General features: G+C 61.1%; 23 protein-coding genes. 2 read left to right on the top strand and 21 right to left on the bottom strand.

Annotated elements, in window-relative coordinates; translation table 11 throughout:
• Nucleotides 1-75: 75 nt before the first annotated feature.
• The 6 genes from acpP to AC6CIA_RS06770 form a co-directional block, all read right to left on the bottom strand.
• Nucleotides 76-312 (bottom strand): acyl carrier protein, encoded by a 237-nt coding sequence (gene acpP / locus AC6CIA_RS06795; RefSeq protein ID WP_007987170.1) that lies wholly within the window; start codon nt 310-312, stop codon nt 76-78.
• 191 nt (nt 313-503) lie between these two features.
• Nucleotides 504-1,247: a 3-oxoacyl-ACP reductase FabG gene (fabG, locus tag AC6CIA_RS06790; protein ID WP_185703239.1), complete on the bottom strand. Its 744-nt coding sequence runs from the start codon at nt 1,245-1,247 to the stop codon at nt 504-506.
• Nucleotides 1,248-1,264: 17 nt separating this feature from the next.
• Nucleotides 1,265-2,203 (bottom strand): ACP S-malonyltransferase, encoded by a 939-nt coding sequence (gene fabD, locus AC6CIA_RS06785; protein ID WP_498311189.1) that lies wholly within the window; start codon nt 2,201-2,203, stop codon nt 1,265-1,267.
• Nucleotides 2,204-2,330: 127 nt separating this feature from the next.
• Entirely contained in the window at nt 2,331-3,341 is a 1,011-nt protein-coding gene (gene plsX, locus AC6CIA_RS06780) for a phosphate acyltransferase PlsX (protein WP_339529230.1), read from the bottom strand.
• Between the two features lie 4 nt (nt 3,342-3,345).
• Entirely contained in the window at nt 3,346-3,528 is a 183-nt protein-coding gene (rpmF, locus tag AC6CIA_RS06775; protein ID WP_003179396.1) for a 50S ribosomal protein L32, read from the bottom strand.
• A 13-nt stretch (nt 3,529-3,541) separates the two neighbouring features.
• The gene (locus AC6CIA_RS06770) at nt 3,542-4,072 is read right to left on the bottom strand and encodes a YceD family protein (protein WP_090221499.1); all 531 of its coding nucleotides are present in this window, start codon (nt 4,070-4,072) and stop codon (nt 3,542-3,544) included.
• Between the two features lie 105 nt (nt 4,073-4,177).
• On the opposite strand from AC6CIA_RS06770, the gene AC6CIA_RS06765 reads away from it, so the two are divergent.
• Nucleotides 4,178-4,756 carry a Maf family protein gene (locus tag AC6CIA_RS06765; protein ID WP_498311188.1) on the top strand — a complete coding sequence of 193 codons (579 nt, stop codon included), beginning with the start codon at nt 4,178-4,180 and terminating at the stop codon, nt 4,754-4,756.
• 129 nt (nt 4,757-4,885) lie between these two features.
• Here AC6CIA_RS06765 and AC6CIA_RS06760 read toward each other — a convergent pair whose 3' ends face one another.
• Genes AC6CIA_RS06760 through rluC form a run of 3 tightly spaced genes read right to left on the bottom strand, consistent with a single transcriptional unit; the run spans nt 4,886 to nt 7,505 of the window.
• Nucleotides 4,886-5,875 carry a S49 family peptidase gene (locus tag AC6CIA_RS06760; protein WP_498311187.1) on the bottom strand — a complete coding sequence of 330 codons (990 nt, stop codon included), beginning with the start codon at nt 5,873-5,875 and terminating at the stop codon, nt 4,886-4,888.
• A 21-nt stretch (nt 5,876-5,896) separates the two neighbouring features.
• Nucleotides 5,897-6,559 (bottom strand): HAD-IA family hydrolase, encoded by a 663-nt coding sequence (locus AC6CIA_RS06755; RefSeq protein WP_498311186.1) that lies wholly within the window; start codon nt 6,557-6,559, stop codon nt 5,897-5,899.
• Complete coding sequence (rluC, locus tag AC6CIA_RS06750) at nt 6,546-7,505, bottom strand: 23S rRNA pseudouridine(955/2504/2580) synthase RluC (protein ID WP_084381237.1); 960 nt, start codon at nt 7,503-7,505, stop codon at nt 6,546-6,548. Before rluC ends, AC6CIA_RS06755 begins: the two co-directional genes overlap by 14 nt.
• 718 nt (nt 7,506-8,223) lie before the next feature.
• On the opposite strand from rluC, the gene rne reads away from it, so the two are divergent.
• On the top strand, nt 8,224-11,451 hold the full coding sequence (gene rne, locus AC6CIA_RS06745) for a ribonuclease E (RefSeq protein ID WP_498311185.1): 3,228 nt from the start codon (nt 8,224-8,226) through the stop codon (nt 11,449-11,451).
• Nucleotides 11,452-11,546: 95 nt separating this feature from the next.
• On the opposite strand, the gene AC6CIA_RS06740 is transcribed toward rne, so the two are convergent.
• From AC6CIA_RS06740 to AC6CIA_RS06685, 12 genes are all read right to left on the bottom strand, one after another.
• Entirely contained in the window at nt 11,547-12,146 is a 600-nt protein-coding gene (locus AC6CIA_RS06740) for a nucleotidyltransferase family protein (RefSeq protein WP_498311184.1), read from the bottom strand.
• Entirely contained in the window at nt 12,143-13,129 is a 987-nt protein-coding gene (locus AC6CIA_RS06735) for an XdhC family protein (RefSeq protein WP_498311183.1), read from the bottom strand. Before AC6CIA_RS06735 ends, AC6CIA_RS06740 begins: the two co-directional genes overlap by 4 nt.
• Complete coding sequence (locus tag AC6CIA_RS06730) at nt 13,129-15,450, bottom strand: xanthine dehydrogenase family protein molybdopterin-binding subunit (RefSeq protein WP_498311182.1); 2,322 nt, start codon at nt 15,448-15,450, stop codon at nt 13,129-13,131. The genes AC6CIA_RS06735 and AC6CIA_RS06730 overlap by 1 nt, the downstream gene beginning before the upstream one ends.
• Nucleotides 15,447-15,917, bottom strand: a complete 471-nt coding sequence (locus tag AC6CIA_RS06725; protein ID WP_339529221.1) for a (2Fe-2S)-binding protein — start codon at nt 15,915-15,917, stop codon at nt 15,447-15,449. The genes AC6CIA_RS06730 and AC6CIA_RS06725 overlap by 4 nt, the downstream gene beginning before the upstream one ends.
• 225 nt (nt 15,918-16,142) lie before the next feature.
• A complete protein-coding gene (murB, locus tag AC6CIA_RS06720) occupies nt 16,143-17,162 on the bottom strand; it encodes a UDP-N-acetylmuramate dehydrogenase (protein ID WP_498311181.1) in 1,020 nt (339 codons plus the stop codon).
• Nucleotides 17,159-17,623, bottom strand: coding sequence for a low molecular weight protein-tyrosine-phosphatase (locus AC6CIA_RS06715; protein WP_498311180.1), 465 nt, complete (start codon nt 17,621-17,623; stop codon nt 17,159-17,161). Before AC6CIA_RS06715 ends, murB begins: the two co-directional genes overlap by 4 nt.
• The gene (gene kdsB / locus AC6CIA_RS06710) at nt 17,623-18,387 is read right to left on the bottom strand and encodes a 3-deoxy-manno-octulosonate cytidylyltransferase (RefSeq protein ID WP_498311179.1); all 765 of its coding nucleotides are present in this window, start codon (nt 18,385-18,387) and stop codon (nt 17,623-17,625) included. The genes AC6CIA_RS06715 and kdsB overlap by 1 nt, the downstream gene beginning before the upstream one ends.
• On the bottom strand, nt 18,384-18,569 hold the full coding sequence (locus AC6CIA_RS06705) for a Trm112 family protein (RefSeq protein WP_003174668.1): 186 nt from the start codon (nt 18,567-18,569) through the stop codon (nt 18,384-18,386). Before AC6CIA_RS06705 ends, kdsB begins: the two co-directional genes overlap by 4 nt.
• 24 nt (nt 18,570-18,593) lie before the next feature.
• Entirely contained in the window at nt 18,594-19,604 is a 1,011-nt protein-coding gene (lpxK, locus tag AC6CIA_RS06700) for a tetraacyldisaccharide 4'-kinase (RefSeq protein ID WP_498311178.1), read from the bottom strand.
• Nucleotides 19,604-20,032 (bottom strand): flagellar polar localization protein PocB, encoded by a 429-nt coding sequence (gene pocB, locus AC6CIA_RS06695; RefSeq protein WP_339529216.1) that lies wholly within the window; start codon nt 20,030-20,032, stop codon nt 19,604-19,606. Before pocB ends, lpxK begins: the two co-directional genes overlap by 1 nt.
• A complete protein-coding gene (pocA, locus tag AC6CIA_RS06690) occupies nt 20,029-20,664 on the bottom strand; it encodes a flagellar polar localization protein PocA (RefSeq protein ID WP_339529215.1) in 636 nt (211 codons plus the stop codon). The genes pocB and pocA overlap by 4 nt, the downstream gene beginning before the upstream one ends.
• A 75-nt stretch (nt 20,665-20,739) precedes the next feature.
• Nucleotides 20,740-22,995, bottom strand: a complete 2,256-nt coding sequence (locus tag AC6CIA_RS06685) for a DNA internalization-related competence protein ComEC/Rec2 (RefSeq protein WP_498311177.1) — start codon at nt 22,993-22,995, stop codon at nt 20,740-20,742.
• Nucleotides 22,996-23,007 lie beyond the last annotated feature (12 nt).

The raw sequence follows: 23,007 nt of genomic DNA, 5'->3' as shown, positions 1-23,007 counted from the left end.
CAGTGCTAAAGAAAAAACCGCACGCCGTTACAGCAGTGCGGTTTTTCCCTGACAGCAAGCGACGACTACAAACTATTACGCCTGGTGGGCAGTAACGTAGTCGATAGCAGCTTGAACAGTAGTGATTTTTTCAGCTTCTTCGTCCGGGATTTCGGTCTCGAATTCCTCTTCAAGAGCCATCACCAGCTCAACGGTGTCAAGGGAATCGGCACCCAGGTCTTCGACGAAGGAAGCAGTGTTGACCACTTCTTCTTCTTTAACGCCCAGTTGCTCGGCAACGATTTTCTTGACGCGCTCTTCGATGGTGCTCATACCTTGTTTAACTCCTAATGGACAAATTCAGGCAGCTGGCCAGTGGGTAAGTGTATAGAAAGACTTTTCAGCTTTTCAACTGAAAGCTTCACCCTCTTACCTTCTCGGCCACCTGCCTATAAATAGATTGCAGCTTTATAACGGATTTTAGACAGCTCGTATGACATTTTTTTGAAGCGATCCGTCACAATTTAACTCATGTACATCCCGCCGTTCACTGGGATTGTAGCCCCAGTCACGTATGCCGCGCCGTCGGATGCCAGGAAAGACACCACATTCGCAATCTCTTGAGCCTGGCCCAGACGACCCAGCGGAATCTGTGTCAGCAAGGCTTCACGCTGCGCCTCAGGCAGTTCGCGCGTCATATCGGTATCGATGAACCCTGGGGCCACCGAGTTGACCGTAATCGAGCGCGACCCGACTTCACGTGCCAATGCACGGCTGAAACCTTCCAGACCGGCCTTGGCAGAAGCGTAGTTTACTTGGCCTGCGTTGCCCATGGCACCTACTACGGAGCCAATATTGATAATTCGTCCCCACCGCGCCTTGGTCATGCCGCGCAAAACACCCTTGGACAGGCGGAACAGGCTGTTCAGGTTGGTATCGACCACGTCGTACCATTCGTCGTCTTTCATCCGCATCATCAGGTTATCGCGGGTAATGCCGGCGTTGTTCACCAGAATAGCCGGCGCACCGAATTGCGCGGTAATTTCAGCCAATACCGCTGCCACGGACTCATCGCTGGTCACGTTGAGCTCCAGACCGGTGCCCTGAACGCCGTTTTCCTTCAGGGTCGCGGCGATCCGCTCAGCGCCCGAAGCGGAGGTAGCGGTGCCGATCACAACAGCACCTTGACGCCCCAGTTCCAGGGCGATCGCCTGGCCGATGCCACGGCTCGCGCCGGTAACCAGTGCAACTTTACCTTGCAGACTCATGCAGGCTTCTCCTTAGTTCAGGCCAGTGCGGCGCGGGCGGCCGCGAAGCCATCCGGGGTATTGAGATTGGAAGTCGACACGCCTTCGGCGCAGCGTTTGTTCAAGCCGGCCAGGACTTTGCCCGGACCGCACTCGACCAACTGGGTAGCACCGTTGGTCGCCAGGGTCTGGACCGATTCAACCCAGCGCACCGGCTTGTACAACTGCTCCAGCAGGTCTCGCTTGAGGGTTTCCAGGTCCGTGGCGACAGCAGCGCTGACGTTCTGTACCAATGGGATCTGCGGGGCCTGCCAGTTGATCGCTGCAACCGACTCGGCAAACCGCTCGGCCGCCGGACGCATCAGTTCGCAATGCGACGGCACGCTGACCGGCAGCGGCAGGGCACGCTTGGCGCCACGCGCCTTGCAGCCTTCGATGGCACGCTCGACAGCCGCCTTGGCTCCGGCGATCACCACCTGGCCCGGGGAGTTGAAGTTGACGGCACTGACCACTTCGCCTTGAGCCGCTTCGGCGCAGGCGGCGATCACATCCGCATCTTCCAGGCCGAGAATGGCGGCCATCCCGCCCTGTCCGGCCGGAACGGCTTCTTGCATCAGCTGACCACGCCGCTCTACCAGCTTGACCGCTTCAGCGAGGGTCAAGCTGCCTGCGGCCACCAAGGCGCTGTATTCGCCCAGGCTGTGGCCGGCAACGAATGCCGGGCGCGCACCACCTTCAGCCAGCCATACACGCCACAGCGCGATGGAAGCAGTCAGAATGGCCGGCTGGGTTTTGTCGGTTTGATTGAGCAGTTCTTCCGGCCCTTGCTGGGTCAGTGCCCAGAGGTCGTAACCGAGGGCTTCGGAAGCTTCCTTGAAAGTGTCCAGGATCAGCGGGTATTGCGCGCCCAGCTCGGCCAACATGCCGAGGGACTGCGAACCCTGCCCTGGAAAGACGAATGCGAGGGATGTAGACATGTAACAAGCCCCTAATGATCTGGTCGTCGGAGAGTTGACGCCCCACAGTTGGGAGCGCAAGAAACTGACAGATTGGATGGTCAATTGAACTGGCCGGTCACATTTAAGCATTCCCGGACGAATTCGCCTAAGGCAACAGATCCTCAAGACGGCCATGCAAGCGTTGTGGCAGGTTTTCCTGGATCTCGATCAACGCTCGTGCAATGGCACTCTGAAACCCCTGGACCCCGGCAGAGCCGTGGCTTTTCACCACGATTCCCTGCAAACCGAGAAAACTCGCGCCATTATGCCGCGCGGGTGCCAGGTCCGCCTGCAAACGTCGCATCAACGGCAACGCCAATGCGCCAACCAGTCGTGAAGCGAGGTTGCGTTTGAACAACGCTTCGATACGCGCCGCAATCATTGTCGCAAGGCCTTCGCTGGACTTGAGCAGAATATTGCCGACAAAGCCGTCGCACACCACCACATCGGCCTCGCCACGATATAACCCGTCGCCCTCGACGAACCCGATGTAGTTCAAGCCACGCGCTTGCTGCAACAGGCTTGCCGCCAACTTGACCTGCTGATTCCCCTTGATGTCCTCGGTACCGATATTGAGCAAGGCCACCCGAGGCCGCACCACACCCAGCGCTTGCGCCGCCACCGAGCCCATCAGGGCAAAATGCAGCAGATGTTCGGCGCTGCAATCGACATTCGCCCCCAAATCCAGCAACTGACAGTAACCGCGCTGGGTCGGAATGGCCGCGACCATCGCTGGCCGATCGATACCCGGCAAGGTTTTTAATACAAAGCGCGACAACGCCATCAAGGCGCCTGTGTTACCGGCACTGACACATGCCTGGACCTTGCCATCGCGCAAAAGCTCGAGGGCCACGCGCATCGACGAATCCGGCTTGCCACGCAGTGCTTGAGCAGGCTTTTCATCCATGCCAATGGTTTCGCTGGCCGGCGTAATCGTCAGGCGCGCGCGATCCACCGCCGGATGGCTGGCAATCAATTCTTCAAGTAAGGAGGGTTGACCGACGAGGGTCAGGTGCAGCGAGGGCGTTGCGGACAGGCTGGCGATACAGGCCTGAACAATGCTGCGGGGACCGAAGTCCCCGCCCATTGCGTCAATCGCGATGACTTGAGCAGACAAGTGATTACTCGTCAGCGCCCTTGTCGATCACTTTACGACCACGGTAAACGCCTTCTGGCGATACGTGGTGACGCAGGTGAACTTCACCAGTGGTCTTTTCTACGGACAGAGTGCTAGCCTCGAGAGCATCGTGGGAACGACGCATGTCACGGGCAGAGCGGGATTTTTTGTTCTGCTGAACAGCCATAATTGATTAACTCCTAAACGTTTGGGTCACGCTTTAACTGCGCCAATACACTGAACGGGTTGGACCGCGTTACCTCGTCCTCGCTCGGTTCGGGCTCGTCATCGAGACCCGCCGGCTGCTGGCATTCTTCCGGATGATGAGCAGGCACAATGGGCAAGGCGAGCAAAAGCTCCTCCTCGATCAGTGCATGCAGATCCAAAGGATCTTCGCCCAGTTCCAGCACGTCATAACCTTTCGGCAACGACTGGGTATTCGCACCCTCTTTCACCACAGCATAACTGCATTCGCTGTGGATCGGCAGGGTGACCAGCTCAAGACAACGCTGGCAAACCATTTTGACTTCGGTGTCGATAAAGCTGTGAATGACCACAGATTTACGTTCATCTCGTTCAAAAACGAATTTAGCCTGCACCGTACCGACAGTGTCGGAAAGCGGGTCGCAGAGTCTCTCCAAATCAGCCAGCAGCAGCTCACCTTGAAGGGTGGTGCCACGATCAGCCAATTTGCGCGGGTCAACGTGAGGTGGAATCGGGTCATTCAACATAGGCGCAGCATTATAGGGATGCACCCGGCCATGTCAAAGGAAATTCAGCCCTGTGCGTCAGCCGGTCACGCCGCTAGAATTCCCGACTGCCTTGAGGAGACGTCGATGCTACCTTTATTACTCGCTTCCAGCTCCATTTATCGCCGGGAGTTGCTGAGCCGCCTGCACCTGCCGTTCATCTGCAGCTCACCGGATATCGACGAAAGCCCCCACCCGGATGAATCCGCTATCGAGCTGGTCAAGCGCCTGGCCGAACAAAAGGCGCGCGCCCTCGCCGCCAGTCATCCAGGGCATTTGATCATCGGCTCAGATCAGGTGGCAGCCCTGGACGGCCGGATCATCGGCAAGCCCCACACGTTCGAGAACGCCCGCGCGCAACTGCTGGCGGCGAGCGGCAAGCGAGTCAGCTTTCTGACAGGCCTGGCGCTCCTTAATAGCGAAACAGGCCAGTGCCAGGTCGACTGCATTCCTTTTACCGTGCACATGCGTGAACTGGGCGCCGAACGCATCGAACGCTACCTGCGGATCGAGCAGCCGTATGACTGCGCCGGTAGTTTCAAGGCTGAAGGCTTGGGCGTGAGTCTGTTCCAGGGCACCGAAGGGCCGGATGCCACCAGCCTTGTGGGTTTGCCGCTGATTCGACTGGTGGACATGCTGCTCGCCGAAGGCGTGCAGATTCCCTAAGCACCACACACAAATGTGGGAGCGGGCTTGCTCGCGAATGCAGTGGATCAGTCACTATAAGTTTCGACTGGCAGACCGCTTTCGCGGGCAAGCCCGCTCCCACATTTTGAGCCATGCCAGTTCAGGATTTCAGCGCAGGGTTGGACCCTGGAAACCCATATACATCGCGAGCTTTTCCGCGATGCTGGCACCGAGCTTCTTGGAGAAACGGTCAAACGGCGACTCCTCGACAGTGAAGTCCACCAACTCCTTTTCGCCAATCACATCCCGCGCCACTGAACTGGCACTGCCCAGACCGTCGATCAAGCCGAGGGGCAAGGCCTGCTCACCGGACCAGACCAAACCGGAAAACAGTTCCGGATGCTCTTTATCCTTGAGCCGGTCACCGCGCCCCTGCTTCACACTGGCAATGAACTGCCGATGAGTGGTATCCAGCACACTCTGCCAGAACGCGGTTTCGTCGGCCTTTTGCGGCTGGAACGGATCGAGGAACGCCTTGTGCTCACCCGAGGTGTAGGTCCGACGCTCAACCCCCAGCTTTTCCATGGTGCCGACAAAACCATAACCGGCCGCCGTCACACCAATGGAACCGACCAGGCTGGCCTTGTCGGCATAAATCTGATCAGCGGCGCTGGCGATATAATAGGCACCGGAAGCCCCCAGGTCTGAAATCACCGCATATAGCTTGGTGTCCGGATGCAGGGCGCGCAGGCGACGAATTTCGTCATACACATAACCCGACTGCACAGGGCTACCGCCCGGGCTGTTAATGCGCAGCACCACACCTTTGACTTTCGGATCCTTGAAAGCCGACCGCAGACTGCTGACGATATTGTCGGCACTGGCGGACTCCTTGTCGGCGATCACCCCGCGCACTTCGATCAACGCGGTGTAATGACTGCCCCGCCCGGCGCTTTTCTCCACATCCATCAGAGGACTGAAGAGCGCCAGCATGCCCAGCAGATAAGTAAACGTCAGCAGCTTGAAAAAGATCCCCCAACGCCGCGCGCGACGCTGCTCCTGAACACCCGCCAGCAGCGTTTTTTCCAGCAACTTCCAGCTTTTGTCATCGCTGCCATCAGCACCAGCCTTAGGCGGTGCCTTCCACTCATCGGTCATGCCATCTACCCCAGCAAAAACTTAATTGGCCTGGCCCAGCCAGGCGTGCAGTTCAGGAAAACGATCAATCGTCAGCCGCGGCTCATAAGCCTGCAGGCTCTCGGCGGACTGGGCGCCATAGCTGACGGCGACACTGTCCATCCCGGCATTGCGCGCCATCATCAGGTCGAACGACGCATCCCCGACCATCAACGCCTGGCGCGGCGACACCCCGCAGTGCGCCATGATCTGCTCGAGCATCAGCGGATGCGGCTTGCTGGCAGTTTCATCCGCCGCGCGAGTGATATCGAAATAATCTTCCCAGCCATTGGCCTTCAGTACCCGATCCAGGCCGCGTCGCGCCTTGCCGGTGGCAACCGCCAACCGATAACCCTCGGCGCGCAATGCCTCCAGAGACTGCACCACACCCGCAAACAACGGTGACGGCTCAGCTTCCAGGGCAATGTAGTGATCGGCGTAGTGCTGACGAAAGACTATCAGCTCCTCGTCAGCGATCTGCGGGTACAAGGTACGAATCGCCTCCGGCAAACCCAGGCCGATGATGCCCTTGACCGCCAGGTCGTCACACAACTCGAACCCCGAGAGCGTCGAGGCCCTATGCATCGACTCGACAATCCGACCAATGGAGTCGCACAACGTGCCATCCCAATCAAAGATCAGCAGCTTATAGTCAAGGCGCGACACTCAGGCGCTCCACGGTCTTGGCCCACATCTCATCGACGGGCGCCTGCAACTTCAGCTCGCCACCATCGGGCAACGGCACTGTAAGCATGTAGGCATGCAGGAACAGTCGCTTGCCGCCCAGGTCACGAATCTCCCGGGAGAAATCCTCATCCCCGTATTTGCTGTCGCCGGCGATCGAATGGCCCGCGTGCAGGGTGTGAACACGAATCTGGTGGGTTCGACCGGTCACCGGCTTGGCCTCGACCAGGGTGGCGAAATCACCGAAGCGGCGCAGCACCTTGAACAGCGTCAGCGCCTCCTTGCCCTCCTCGTCCACCTCGACCATGCGCTCGCCCGAGCGCAGATTGCTCTTCTGCAACGGCGCGCGAACACTCTTGATCGAAGAGGCCCAGTTGCCGCGCACCAGCGCCATGTAGCGTTTATCCACGCCGTCGCCGCGCAAGGCGGTATGCAAATGGCGCAGCATGCTGCGTTTCTTGGCAATCATCAGCAGGCCGGAGGTGTCGCGGTCCAGGCGATGGACCAGCTCCAGCTCCTTGGCGTCCGGGCGCAACTGACGAAAGGCTTCGATCACCCCGAAACTCAGGCCGCTGCCACCATGGACCGCAATCCCGCAGGGCTTGTTGATCACGATCAGTTTGTTATCTTCGAACACAATCGAAGCTTCCAGGCGCTGTAAAAGGCCCTGGGCCAGCGGGACCGGCTCGTCGCGCTCAGGCACGCGCACCGGCGGCACGCGGACGATATCGCCCGCCTGCAGCTTATACTCGGGCTTGATCCGCCCCTTGTTCACGCGCACTTCGCCTTTACGCAAAATGCGATAAATCAAGGTCTTGGGCACGCCTTTGAGCCTGGCAAGAAGAAAGTTGTCGATGCGTTGGCCGGCATATTCCGGCGAGACCTCAAGCAGCTGGACGCTGGGGGTCGGGGGGGCGGTAGTCGTCATGTCGGGAATGATAACAATTTTTTATGCAATTGAAGCACTTAATCATTGCTGATATAGTCGCGAACGCCGCCAAAAGTGGCCCGGACAGAGGACTGGCGACAGACTGCCAGCCCTGACCATCGCAATTCATCAGGACGCAAGGCCGTCCTACGGGGCTTTCGCCACCCTGGAAGGCTCAGGATTGTAACAAGCGCAGGTGACATGAGGCCTGAAGCGAGCTTGAAAAGCAGGGTCATTACCCGCCTTTCATGCCGATATTCACGGCCAGTTCACAAAGTGCAGTCAGTCCTGGACCAGACCACGGCGAATGTTTCGGAAACAACGCCTGTTATTAGCCATGAGCGTGAACTCCCCATTGGAGAACACGGTAAATGCCAACCCGCTGCGGATTCTGCGCGCGGCAGCACCCGAATTATCAGGGATACGTGTAGGGTGGAGATGCACAACCGTCGGACCGTGTAGCACTAGGCTTATTTTAGACGCTTCATCTCGTCCACAGTCGTCGGTTGATTCCTCCTCCTGACCTTAGCTTTTGTTGAAGTGGTGTCTTGTCACCACAGCTAACAATGCAGGACGCGTCCGTCGCGATACCGGCCCAATTGGCTCGATATTGCTGGACACTGGAGTGGCCAACCACTCTTGACGCACCTGACACCGACCGTGAGAAGTCGTGTGTGCCGAACGCCGTTTCCGGCAGCCCGGAAACCGACGGTACAACATGAAAAGAATGCTGATTAACGCAACTCAACCCGAAGAGTTGCGTGTTGCACTGGTAGATGGCCAACGCCTCTACGACCTGGACATCGAATCCGGTGCACGCGAGCAAAAGAAGGCCAACATCTATAAAGGCCGGATTACTCGCATCGAACCAAGCCTTGAGGCTGCCTTTGTCGATTTCGGCTCCGAGCGCCACGGCTTCCTGCCCCTCAAAGAAATCTCCCGCGAGTACTTCAAGAAAGCCCCTGAAGGCCGCGTGAACATCAAGGACGTCCTGAGCGAAGGCCAGGAAGTCATCGTCCAGGTGGAAAAAGAAGAACGTGGCAACAAGGGCGCGGCCCTGACCACCTTCATCAGCCTGGCAGGCCGCTATCTGGTCCTGATGCCGAACAACCCGCGCGCCGGCGGCATCTCCCGTCGTATCGAAGGCGAAGAACGCAACGAGTTGCGTGAAGCGCTGAACGGCTTGATCGCTCCGGCCGACATGGGCCTGATCGTGCGCACTGCCGGCCTGGGCCGCAGCAGCGAAGAAATGCAGTGGGACCTCGACTACCTGCTGCAACTGTGGACCGCCATCAAAGAAGCGTCCCTGGATCGTTCCGCGCCATTCCTGATCTACCAGGAAAGCAACGTGATCATCCGCGCCATCCGCGATTACCTGCGCCAGGACATCGGCGAAGTGCTGATCGACAGCGTTGAAGCCCAGGACGAAGCCCTGACCTTCATCCGCCAGGTCATGCCGCAGTACGCCAGCAAGATCAAGCTGTACGAAGACAGCGTTCCGCTGTTCAACCGTTTCCAGATCGAAAGCCAGATCGAAACCGCCTTCCAGCGCGTCGTCGAACTGCCTTCCGGCGGCTCCATCGTGATCGATCCGACCGAAGCCCTGGTGTCCATCGACATCAACTCGGCACGCGCCACCAAAGGCAGCGACATCGAAGAAACCGCCCTGCAGACCAACCTGGAAGCGGCTGAAGAAATCGCCCGCCAGTTGCGCCTGCGTGACATCGGCGGCCTGATCGTCATCGACTTCATCGACATGACCCCGGCCAAGAACCAGCGCGCCGTGGAAGAGAAAGTCCGCGAATGCCTGGAAGCTGACCGTGCCCGTGTACAGGTCGGCCGCATCTCGCGCTTCGGCCTGCTGGAAATGTCCCGTCAGCGCCTGCGTCCGTCCCTGGGCGAAAGCAGCGGCATCGTCTGCCCGCGCTGCAACGGCACCGGCATCATCCGTGACGTTGAATCGCTGTCCCTGGCGATCCTGCGCCTGATCGAAGAAGAAGCCCTGAAAGACCGCACCGCCGAAGTCCGCGCGCAAGTGCCGATCCCGGTTGCAGCCTTCCTGCTCAACGAGAAGCGTAACTCGATCACCAAGATCGAACTGCGCACCCGTGCCCGTATCGTCATCCTGCCGAACGACCACCTCGAAACGCCGCACTTCGAAGTGCAGCGCCTGCGTGACGACAGCCCGGAAGCTCACACCAACCAGTCCAGCTACGAAATCGCCGCTGCCGCCGCCGAAGTCGAAGAAGTCCAGCCGGCTGCTGCAACCCGCACCCTGGTTCGCCAGGAAGCGGCCGTCAAGACCGCACCCGCCCGTGCCAACGCGCCGGTTCCAAGCGAAGCCGCTGCACCGGCTGCGGCCCCGGCCACCATGCCGGAGCCTAGCCTGTTCAAGGGCCTGGTGAAGTCCCTGGTCAGCCTGTTCGCGACCAAGGAAGAGCCTGCGGCACCGGTTGTCGTCGAGAAGCCGGCCACTGAACGCCCTGCCCGCAACGAAGAGCGTCGCAACGGTCGTCAGCAAAGCCGTAACCGTAACGGTCGCCGCGACGAAGAGCGCAAGCCTCGCGAAGAGCGTGCACCGCGTGAAGAACGTGCACCACGCGAAGAGCGTCAGCCGCGCGAAGCCCGTGAAGAAACCCCGGCCGTAGCCCGCGAAGAACGCGCACCACGCGCGCCTCGTGAAGAACGTGCTCCGCGTGCACCGCGTGAAGACCGCAAGCCACGTGGCGAGCGCGAAGAACGTGTACGTGAACTGCGCGAGCCGCTGGATGCTGCCCCGGCAGTCGCCGCTGCCGCCAGCACCGAAGAACGTCCGGCCCGCCAGCCACGTGAAGAGCGCGCACCACGCCCACCGCGTGAAGAGCGTCAACCGCGTGCCGAACAGGCTGCTGCGGCCAGCGAAGAAGAACTGCTGTCCAACGAAGAGCAACTGCAGGAAGACGGTCAGGATAACGCTGAAAGCGATCGTCCACGCCGCCGCTCCCGTGGCCAGCGTCGTCGCAGCAACCGTCGTGAGCGTCAACGCGATGCCAACGGCAATGTGATCGAAGGTTCGGAAGAAAACGCCGAAACCACCGAGGCGTCCACGACAGGCGAGCCAACCGCTGCCGATCTGGCTGCCGGCCTGGCCGTTACCGCTGCGGTTGCCAGCTCGGTCATCAGCGCTCCTGCTGAAGCCGAAGCCAACCAGCAGGCTGAACGCGCCACCGCTGCCGTGCAGGAAACCGCGGCACCTGAAGCGCCGGTCGTCGAAGCCACGACCGTGGTCGAAGCACCAACCGCTCCAGAAGTCGAAGTTGCTCCGGCTCCTGAAACCGAGCCTGAAGTCAAAGCAGCCGCCGAACCGGTTGTCGAGGCCGAGCCACAGGTGGTAGCTGAAGCCGTTGTCGAAACACCTGCTGCCGAGCCAACCCCGCCAGTGCGTGAAGTTCGCGAAGAACAGACCGCCTTCCAGTGGGTTGCCGAGCCAGCCGTGGCTGTCGAAGCACCAGCGCCGACGCCAGTGGAAGAAGCTCCGGCTCCAGCTGCCGAGGTGGTTGTGGCTGAACCTGTAGTGGTTGCAGAGCCGGTTGTGGTTGCAGAACCTGCGCCGGTCGTTGAAGAAACCCCAGTGGTTGCTGAAGCTGCCGCGCCAGTGGTTGCAGCGCCAGTCAGCGCCCTGACCGAAAATGGTCGTGCGCCGAACGATCCACGTGAAGTGCGTCGCCGCAAGCGTGAAGCCGAGCGTCTGCAGAAGGAAGCCGAACAGGCCGCCGCTGCTGCTCCGGCCATCGTCGAAGCCGCACCGGTTGTGGCTGAAGTTGTCGAGGCGCCAGCCCCGGCCACCGAAGCCACGGTTGAGCCTACCGCTCCTTCCATCGACGAGAATCTGCATTCCGTCGAAGAAGTGATCGAGCACAACCCTAAAGCCCTGGAAGAAGAGCACGAGCCTAAACCCCTCGCCTGATTTCATCGGCCACTGAAAAGCCCCGCCTGATCACTCAGGCGGGGCTTTTTTATGCCGCATTGCTTACCTTGAAACGACTCCGGCGAATCCCCCCATCACCCAGGCCCGACGGGTGTGAAATCCAGCTGCTGCGGCACATCCACATCCCACAGCACGCCCGGATCAGCGACCTGCACTTCCCGCACCATGGCCCCGGCGAACAAGGCTTTCGCTCCACGGTCTCCGGAAAGTGCCATCAAGCTCGGTCCGAACGCGCGGCCAAACCCCACCGGGTGCCCATGACTGCCGCCCTGAACCGGAACGCAGATGCCATGCGCCTGCAGTCCTTCGACCACGCGTTCAACACTCGATGGCAGCACAAACGGCATATCCCCCAGCAGCACCAGCCAACCGTCCGAGGAGCCACTGGCTGTCACGGCTGCCGCGAGGCTATCGCCCATGCCGGACGAGTCCAGCAGCACGACCTCACATCCGTAGTGCTGCGCCAGGCGTATGACTTCGGTGCGCTCCGGGCGGGTCACCAGGCAGCGTTTTTTCACGCTGCGCGGCAGGTTCACCAACACCTGCTCAATCACCGGTCGCGTAATGCCATCGCGACCTACGCAGGACGCCAGCAACTTGTCCTGACCCGCCACCGCCCGAAAACGGCTGCCCTGCCCCGCCGCCAGTACGATCACGGCGATTGAGTCGGTCAACTGACTGCCACCGACAACGGTTTTTTCTGCACCGCGACGATCCCGTTCTTGATCGCAACGATCTCTGCCATCAGCGACAACGCGATCTCTGCCGGCGTATGACTGCCGATATATAAACCAATCGGGCCGTGTAACCGCGCAATAGCCTGCGCGGTCATACCGAGCGCCGCCAGGTTTTCCCGCCGTTTCTGGCTGTTGACCCGCGAACCCAGGGCGCCAATGTAGAAAGCGCTGGAATTCAATGCGGTCAACAGCGCCATATCATCCAGCCGCGGATCATGGGTCAGGGCAACAACCGCGGTGCGCTCGTCCGTCTGGATAGCGAGCACCGCCTCATCGGGCATACCCGGCACGAAACGACCGTGCTGCTCCTCCCAGCCGTAGACGAATTCCTTGCGTGGATCGCAGATCAGCACTTCAAAATCCAGCAACCGCGCCATTTCTGCCACATAGCGCGACAATTGGCCGGCCCCGATCAGCAGCAGACGCCAGCGCGGACCGTAAATAGCGCGTAAGCACTTACCGTCAAAACTCACGGTGTCGGTTTTGCCTGCGTTGCTCAAGGTCACTTCACCGGTCGCGAGGACCAATTCGCGGGCCACAATCTCGTGGGCTTCACAACGCGCCAACAACTCGGCCACCCAGGCCGGATCGCTCACCCGCTCCTCGGTCAGGCGCAAGGTCCCGCCACATGGCAGACCAAAGCGGGCCGCCTCGTCGCGGGTGACGCCGTATGTCACCAACTGCACCGGCGGCCCCTCTTCCGGCAAACGGCCATCCTGCAAACGGGCAATCAGATCATCCTCGATGCAACCACCGGACACCGAACCGATCACCACGCCGTCGCCACGCAAGGCCAGCATGGCTCCCGGCGGACGTGGCGCACTGCCCCAGGTCTGAACCACGCTGTACAACACCACACGATGCCCGGCGCGGCGCCATTCCAGCACGCTGCGCAAGACATTCAGATCGACACTGTCCATCAGGCCTTAGTCTCTTGCTGCCAACCTTGTAATTGATAACGGACCGGCAAGTTACGGACCCGCTTGCCCGTGGCGGCAAAGATCGCATTGCACAGCGCCGGCGCAATCGGCGGCACACCCGGCTCCCCCACGCCACCCAACGGCACGTCGCCTTTTGGCGCAACCAGATGCACCGCGATTTCCTTGGGCGCCAGGGACATGCGCGCGATTTCGTACATGTGGAAGTTATCCTGCTGGACCTTGCCATCCTTGAAGCTGATTTCACCGAGCACCGCGTTACTCAGGCCCATGACGCAGGCCCCTTCGAACTGCGAGCGGATGCGTTCCGGGTTGATCTGCGGGCCGCAATCCACGGCGATGTCGGCCTTGTGCACGATCAGGGTGCCATCGTCCTTGACCTCCACCTCAATCACCGCCGCCACATACGTGACGAAGCTGTAATGCACCGCCAGCCCCAGGCCACGCCCCTTGGGCAATTTACGACCCCATCCGGCGCCCTTGGCGGCCGTTTCCAGCACACCACGCAGGCGCGCGGTGTCGATGGGATAACGTTCGGGCGACTCACCGTAGTTCCACTCTTCACTCAAGGTTCGCGGATCGATCTGACGATCGGGCCCCAACAACTTGAGCTGATACTTCAACGGATCCTGGCCGGCCTTGTGGGCCAATTCATCGACAAAGCTCTGAATCGCAAAGCCGTGGGGGATGTTCGATACCGAGCGGTACCAACCCACCCGCGTGAATGCGGTGGCTTCCGGGTTTTCCAGGCGCACGTTGGGAATCGCGTAGGCCATGTTGGTGAACCCCATGCCCAACTCAAACGCCGCTTCGTGATTCATGCCCGGTGCAAACAGCGCGGTGATGCTCGGCGCCACGGTGCGATGCAGCCAGGCAGCGGGCATGCCGTCCTTGTTCAGGCCCGCCTTGAGGTATTCAGCGGAAACCGTGTGGAAGTACGAGTTGTGAATATCGTCCTCCCGGGTCCATTGCACCCGCACCGCCTTGCCAGGAAACTCCTTGGCCAATATCGCGGCTTCGACGATAAAGTCCGGTTTCGACTTGCGACCAAAACCGCCGCCCAACAGAGTGACGTGGATGGTGACGTTATCGAACGGCACGCCCAGGCGCTCGGCAACCCGTTCGCGGGTCACTTGCGGTGCCTGGCTCGGTGCCCAGGCTTCGCATCGACCGTCTTGAAAACGGGCAACCGCGACCATGGGTTCCATGGGTGACTGGGCCAGGTGCGGCAGGTAATACATGGCGTCGAGGGTGCTATCGGCATCGCTCAACGCCTGCTCGATGTTTCCGGTATTGCGCACGGTTTTGCCGGTGTTCCGGGCCGCGGTTTCCAGCGTCTTGCGGTATTCGACGGAGTTGTAACTGGCGTTGGCGCCATCTTCCCAGACAATCTGCAAGGCTTCGCGGCCCTTGATCGCCGCCCAGGTATTGCTGGCAACCACTGCCACGCCACCCAGCGGCTGGAACTCCGAAGGCAGCGGCCGACTTTCGATTTCCAGGACCTTGAGCACCCCAGGGACTTTCAGCGCTGCGCCGGCATCGAAGGACTTGACCTTGCCGCCATACACTGCCGGCCGCGCAATGGTGGCGTACAGCATGCCGTCGAAATGCACATCGGCGCCATACACCGCCCGGCCGTTGACAATATCCGCACCGTCGATGGCCTTGGTCGCCTCCTTGCCGATATATCGGAACTGCGAAGGCTGCTTGAGCCGCAGGCTGTCGCGCGCCGGCACCGCCAGCGCTGCGGCGGCGGTGGCAAGGGCGCCATAACCCAGTTCGCGGCCACTCTTTGAGTGAACCACTTTGTGCAACTGCGCCCGGCACTCACCCACCGGGACGTTCCATTGCTCGGCGGCAGCCTGCTCCAGCATGGTCCGCACGGCAGCGCCGCAACGCCGCATCGGCTCGTACCAATGCCGCATGCTGCGCGAGCCGTCAGTGTCCTGGTTACCAAAGCGCACCTCATCAGCGGGCGCCTGCTGGACTTTCACCCAGGCCCAATCGGCCTCCAGTTCGTCAGCCACCACCATCGTCAGGCTGGTACGCACCCCTTGGCCCATTTCCGAGCGGTTGCAGATCACGGTGACAGTGCCATCCGTCGCGATGCTGACGTAGACCTTGGGGTCATCGATCACGCCGTTGGGCATTGCATCCGCGCCGTATTTTTTCACCTCTTCGGCAAACGCATCCGGCACGCCCCAACTGGCGGCGACGATCAAGACGCCAGTGGCGCCGGCGCCCTTGAGGAACCCACGGCGGCTGAGGTTATTCAGGGCAAAATTTTCGGGTAACTGGCTCATGCCTTGGTCCCCTGCAGATGAGTCGCGGCCTGACGGATGGCGGTCTTGATCCGGTTATACGTGCCACAACGACAGATATTGCCGACCATGGCTTCCTCGATTTGCGCATCGCTGGGGTTGGGGTTGGTTTTCAGCAATGCGGTGGCCGACATGATCTGCCCGCCCTGGCAGTATCCGCATTGGGCGACGGCCGTATCCAGCCAGGCTTGCTGGACTACCTGGCCCACCGGGTCGCTGTGCAGGTTGTCGATGGTGCTGACGTTCTGGCCGATGACTGATCCGATCGGCGTGATGCAACTGCGCGCCGGCGCGCCGTCGATATGGAGGGTGCACGCGCCGCACAGGCCCATGCCGCAACCGAATTTGGTACCGTTATAACCCGCGACATCGCGGATCGCCCACAGCAGAGGCATGTCCTCGGTAACATCCAGTTGATGATCTTGACCGTTGAGCTTGAGGGTAATCATGGGCACGCCCGCATAGTAAATAGGTTATGGGGTCGAGCTATCTAGTCGGTTCACGCAGATGGCTCAGGCTAATCGGGCTCTCTTGTGAAGACAGGTCTTCACCGGGCCTTTGATAAACAGAATCTATAACACAATAAACAGACATCGTTAGTCGGCCAAGTTAACCCGACATTCACAAAAAAGCCCTGCAATGCAGGGCTTGGTTCAGCAATCAGCAAGCGTAGTTCAATAACGATTGGGCTCCATTTCCAGTTCCACCTTGAACCGTTGGGCAATGTCCTGCTGGATGCGTTGCGCCAGGTCGGCAATTTCCTCGCCGGTGGCCGCGCCATAATTGACCAGCACCAGCGCCTGCAGGCTATGCACGCCCGCATCACCGTCGCGAAAGCCCTTCCAGCCAGCCTTGTCGATCAGCCAACCAGCGGCCAGTTTCATCTGTCCATCGGCCTGAGGGTAGGCCACCAGATCCGGATACAGGTCTTTCAACTCGGCGGCCAGCGCCGGGGAAACCAGCGGATTCTTGAAGAAACTGCCGGCATTGCCCAACTGCGCGGGGTCCGGCAGTTTTTCACGGCGAATGCTGCAAATGGCCCGACTGACATCGCTCGGGGTGGCCTGGGTGATCCCTTGCTCGGCCAGGCGTTGCTGCACCGGGCCATAATCGAGCTTGAGGTGGGCGACGCGACTCAAGGCAAAACGCACTCGCAGGATCAGCCAGCGTCCGACTTCATGCTTGAACAGACTGTCGCGGTAATCAAAATTGCATTCAGCCAGGTTGAAATCCCGCAACTCGCCGGTCTGGCGATCCAGGGCGGTCAGCCCGACAAATACATCCTTGATCTCGACACCGTAGGCCCCAATGTTCTGCATCGGTGCCGCGCCGACGGTGCCGGGGATCAAGCTGAGGTTTTCCAGGCCGGAAAAGCCCTGTTCCAAGGTCCACAGCACGAACGGGTGCCACGCCTCGCCTGCCTCGGCCTCCACGACCAACTGGCTGCCGTCGTCCTGCAGCACCCGAATGCCCCGGGTTGCCATGCGCAACACCAGCCCCGCAATGTCCTGGGTCAGCAGCAGGTTGCTGCCACCCCCAATCACCAGCAACGGCAGTTGTTGCCCGGCCGCATACGCCAGGGCTTCGCGTACATCGGCATCGCTGCGCGCCTGCGCGAACAGTTGGGCACGCACATCGATGCCAAAACTGTTGAAAGCTTTCAGGGACACCTGCGCCTGCACGTCCAAGGTCATAGCCGCCCCTTCAATTCGATCACCAACTCATCACACGCGGTCTCGATAAGGTCCAGGACCCGCTCGAAACCTTGCTCACCGTCATAATACGGGTCCGGCACTTCGTCCACGGACGCGGCGTAGCGGCGCAGGAACAAATCCAGCTCGGCCTTGCCCTGGGCGGGTTGCATGGCCTTGAGGTTGCGCAGGTTGCTCTGGTCCATGGCAAGAATCAGGTCGTAACGGGCAAAATCAGCACGTGAGACTTGCTGGGCACGCTGGGCCGACAAGTCATAGCCACGCCGCGACGCTGCCTGTTGGCTACGCGTGTCAGGTGGTTTGCCGACGTGCCATTCACCGGTGCCGGCGGACGCCACTTCAACCCGGCCCTGCAGCCCGGCTTCACGCAGTTTGTGCCGCAGCACGCCTTCGGCGGTAGGCGAGCGGCAGATATTGCCCAGGCAGACAAACAGAACTTCCATCAAGCCCCCAGCAGGCGGCGGACGCGCTCCAGGTCTTCCAGCGTATCGACTCCCGCCGGCGGTGCTTCCAGGGCATCGCCCACGTGAATCCGCACACCGTGCCAAAGGGCGCGCAGTTGCTCCAGGGATTCGGTGTTCTCCAGCCAGCAAGGTCCCCAATTGACGAAGTCCTGGAGGAAGTCGGCGCGGTAAGCGTAGATGCCGATGTGGCGACGATAGGGCACGCCCGCCGGCAACACATCAGGGTTTTTCGCAAAGTCGTCCCGTGCCCAAGGCAGCGTCGAGCGACTGAAGGTCAGGGCCAGGCCGTTGATATCGCTGACCACTTTCACCACGCTCGGGTTGAACAGGGTTTCAATGTCTTCGATCGGTTCGGCCAGGGTCGCCATGCGCGCTTCGGCGTGGGCCGCCAGGTTCGCCGCCACCTGATCGATGACGCGGGGAGGAATCAGCGGTTCATCGCCTTGTACGTTGACCACAATGGCGTCCGCTGCCAGCCCCAGGTGCGTGGCGACTTCAGCCAGGCGATCGGTGCCGGAATTGTGGTCGGCACGGGTCAGCACCGCTTCGGCACCAAAGCCCTGGCAGGCCTGGATAATCCGCACATCATCGGTGGCTACCACCACGCGCTGGGCGCTGCTTTTACAGGCCTGCTCCCAGACCCGTTGAATCATCGGCTTGTCGCCGATCATCTGCAGCGGTTTGCCGGGCAGACGCGTCGAAGCGAAACGGGACGGGATGACAACGGTGAAGGCAGTGGTCATTTATCCAGGCGCTCGTCGGTGGTCAGGGTGCGGGCTTCGCTTTCCAGCATCACCGGAATGCCATCACGGATAGGGTAAGCCAGGCCGGCGCCCTTGCTGATCAGCTCGGTCTTGTCGGCGCTGAGCTTGAGCGGGCCCTTGCAAATCGGGCAAGCGAGGATATCAAGCAGTTTGGTGTCCATGGGGATTTCCTGGAAAGAAGCGTTTTAAGGCAAAAGACGAGCGGGCAACAGACGCATCAGTTGCGTGTCGAACCAGGCGATAAACGCCGGCGACGGTGCCGCATCGACTGCAAGATACCACCAGTGTGCCTGGGCAAAGGCGCGGCACTTCACCGCGTCTTTTTCGGTCATGACCAGCGGCAGTGACGGCGTGAAATTCAGGACCTGCGGACTGTAGGGCGCATGATCGGCAAACGCGTGGGGTATCGGCCGCCAGTGTAGCGTTTCAAGTGTCGTGAAGAAACGTTGCGGGTTACCGATACCAGCGACCGCATGAATCTGCTGGCCCCGGGCAAAATGGTCCAGCGGCTGGCGCTCGCCGGTTTGCAGATTGACCAGCGCGCAGGGCACCAGACGAAAACCGAAGCCGTCGTCGCGATCCGCGCCGGCGCCGTTATAAAGCAGCGCATCGACGCTTTGCAATCGTTCGACCGGCTCGCGCAAAGGCCCGGCCGGAAGGCAACGGCGATTGCCCAGGCCGCGAGCGGCATCGATCAGCACCAGTTCAAGGTCACGGGCCAGGCGGTAATGTTGCAGGCCGTCATCGGACAGGATCAGGTCCAGGGGTTCGCTGGCCAACAGGGCTTGCACTGCGCGACTGCGGTCGGGGTCGATCATCAGCGCTACGCCGCTGCGCTGCACGATCAACAGCGGCTCGTCACCCGCCACCTCGGCGCTGTGGCTGGCTTCAACCCGCCAAGGTAATTGCGGTGGCTTGGCGCCATAGCCGCGACTGACCACGCCAACCCGCAAACCGCTGCGCTGGCAATGCTCGATCAACCAGAGGATCAAGGGCGTCTTGCCGGTCCCGCCGACGGTGATGTTGCCCACCACCACCAACGGCACCGGCGATTGATAGATCGTCCCTTCGCCGGCCAGAAAACGTTCGCGCTTGCGCCTCACCACCCGGCGATAGAGCGATTCCAGCGGCTGCAGCAACGCAAGCGCCGGATGGCCGTCGTACCAGGCCTTGAGCAGACGATCGGAGAGCGCCATCAGGGTTGATCCGCCGCCTCGACCGTGGTCATGCGCAAATGGCTGAAACCCAGCTTGCCGGCAGCATCCATGGCGGTGACCACGGCCTGGTGCGGGGTCTTGCCGTCAGCGCTGATCGACAGTGGGACTTGCGTGTCACCGTCGGACTCTTTCTGCAGCGCTTCCATCAAGCTGGCCAGATCGTTTTTCTCCAGCAACTGGTTATTGACCGAGTACACGCCGTCGGCGCTGATAACCACCTCAAGTTGCTTGACCTGCTGGTCTTCGGCCGGCGAGCCGCTGACGGCCTCAGGCAACTCGACGCGCAACTGGGTTTCGCGGGTAAAGGTGGTCGTGACGACAAAAAACAGCAACAGGATGAACACCACGTCGATCAACGACGCCAGGTTGATATCGACATTTTCCCGTGGCTTGCGGCGAAATTTCACGCTTTGCCCTCAACCAGATCGACATCGCGGTCGCCTTGCACCACCTCTACCAACTTGATGGCTTCCTGCTCCATGCCCACCACCAACTCATCGATGCGGCGTTGCAGGAAACGGTGGAAAAACACTGCCGGGATGCCCACCATCAGACCTGCCGCCGTGGTGATCAAGGCCTTGGAAATACCCCCGGCCAACACCGCGGCGTTGGTGGTCATGCCTGACCCGGTGAACGAACTGAAAATATCGATCATGCCCAGCACGGTGCCAAGCAAGCCGAGCAACGGCGCCATCGCGGCGATGGTGCCCAAGGCATTGATATAGCGTTCCAGCTCGTGAATGACCCGCGCGGCCGCTTCCTCGATGCATTCTTTCATGATCTCGCGACCGTGCTTGGAATTCGCAAGCCCGGCGGCCAGGATTTCGCCCAGGGGGGAATTGGCCCGTAGTTCCTTGAGTTTTTCCTTGTCCAGCTGTTTGTCCTTGATCCAGCGCCAGACCTGCCCCAGCAGGTGGTCCGGGGTCACGCGGCTGGCGCGCAGGGTCCACAGGCGTTCGGCGACGATGCCGAGTGCGGCGATGGAACTCAAAATGATCGGCAACATCATCCAGCCGCCGGACTTGACCAATTCCCACACAGTGAATGTCCCCTCGAAAAAGTGCGCCACTTTAGCATACAGGCGGGCCAGGAAGGACCCGCCCACCCAAGAGCATCATGTCCCAGGCTGCTGTTTTTGGTAACGCCCAATGACCGGTGGCCGCCAGAAACGGCGCTGGCTGCGCGCCGTGACCGGCGGTTCGTCGGTGCCCAGGCGAAAGCGCACGGCGCCCTGCTCGGCGCTGTCATAAATGGCGCTGCCCACCTGATGATAACGTGCCAGCACTCGCGGGTGGGGATGACCGAAACCGTTGCCATGCCCACGGGAAATCAGCACCGCCGCGGGGGCCAGCCGTTGCAGCAACGGCCATGAGGAGGAACTGCGGCTGCCATGATGAGGCGCCTGTAACCAATCAGTGCCGACGGCCAGGGGCGTGGACAGCAATGCCCGCTCGGCCTGGTGATCGATATCGCCAGTCAGCAGCAACCGCTTGCCATTGGCTTGTACCTGCAAGACACAGGACTGCTGGTTACCGCTAACGGCATCCGCCCATTGCCACAGCTGAAACGTCACGCCGTCCCATTCCCATTGCTCACCGCTGGCACACGGCTGTGCCTGCAAAAACAGCGCAAGCCCCACGGTCTCCCCGCCCACCACCCGCTTGACCGGCAGCCCGCGGGCGACGGCCGCTGCGCCGCCCGCGTGATCGGCGTCGGCATGACTGAGCACCATCAAGTCCAACTGGGTAACGCCCCATTTGCGCAACGACGGCAGCACCACCCGCGCGCCAAGATCGAAATCGCCAAGGCGCGGCCCGGCGTCATACAGCAAGGTGTGGTGGCGGGTACGCAGCACGATTGCCAGCCCCTGGCCAACATCCAGTTGCACCACTTCGACCTGTCCATGGGGAATGTCTTCACCAGGCACGAACACCGCCAACAGCAGCAAGGGCCATCCCAGCAGACGAAAAGGAATGCCGGCGGGCATCAATAGCAGCAGGGCTCCGATCAAGCTCAACAGCCAGAACCCGAAGGGCATCTCGGCCGGGATCCAGGCGGGCAGTTGCCCCGCGAGCACGCCCAATGCCGTGAACAACCCGTTCAGCGCGCCGCCCGCCAACCACAGCAAACCACTTCCCAGCACCGGGACCGCCAACAACAGGGTTCCGAGCAATGCCAGGGGCAACACCACCACGCTGATCCAGGGTACGGCAAACAGGTTAGCCAAAGGAGCGCTCAGACTGACCGGCAGGCCAAGCACCAGGATCAGTGGAAACAAGCCAATCGCGATCAGCCACTGGGCACGGGTCCAGGCCTGCCATACACGCCAGGGCCCCAGACGCCCGCTGAACGCCAGCACCAACACGGCCACCGCGGCAAATGACAACCAGAACCCCGGCTGCAGACTGGCCAAGGGCTCCAGGACCAACACGGCATTCAGCGCCAGCAACAATGGCCACCAGATGCCCAGGTGCCGAAACCGCAGGCGCCACAGCAACACCAGCCCGACCATCACGCAAGCCCGCTGCACCGGCACTTCAAACCCCGCCAACAGGCCATAAGCCAGCGCGGCGGCAAAGGCCAGTCCACAGGCCCAAGGCAGCCAGGGGATGCGCCTGGGCCACGCCCCGTAGCGGGCCAAGCCAGCGACCAGGGCATAGATCAACCCGGACAATAGGCCGATGTGCTGCCTCGAAATCACCAATAAATGCACGGTGCCGGTGTCCTGCAAAATGCGCCAGTCCTCGCGCATCAAACCGGAACCATCGCCCAGCACCAGCGCCGCCAGCCCGGCTTCCCGGCCTTGAGCGTCCACAGCCAATAGCCGCTGGCGGATCGAATCTCGCCAGGCATGCCGGGCAGGCGCCAGACGCTGGCCGTCCTTGACCGATCCGGTCGCCCCCACACGCCGGGCCAATAGCCAGGCCTGCTGGTCAAATCCGTGAAAATTGAGCAACCCGGACGGCCGCTTGAAGGTGACGGCCAAGCGCCAGCGCTCGCCCCCCTGCACCGGCGGCCCGCCATGCCAGGCCAGACGAATGCGCTTGGGCAGTTTATCTTTGCGCGAGCGGCCGTCGCTCAGCTCGAAACGCACCACGCTCTCTGTGTGCTGGGTCAGCCCCGTGACCCGCCCTTCCACCCACCGTGTCTGACCATCCAGCTGCGGCGCGAGCCGATCATCCAGTGCCCACTGGGCGCTGAGGCAGGCCCAGCCCAACCCGAGTAAGAAAAAGGCCAACGGATACGTACGAAACGGTAGCATCATCAACGCGACGGCCGGCAGGACCAGCAGCCAACCGACCGACGGCAACGCCGGCAGGAAACGCAAGGCAAGCAATCCCAGTGCGAGCGCGAACATCCCTGTGCGCATGGATCATTCCTT

This window comes from Pseudomonas sp. GQ91 (assembly GCF_059758795.1).
Note: the sequence above shows the minus strand (reverse complement) of the source record. Positions and strands in the feature narration are given on the sequence as shown.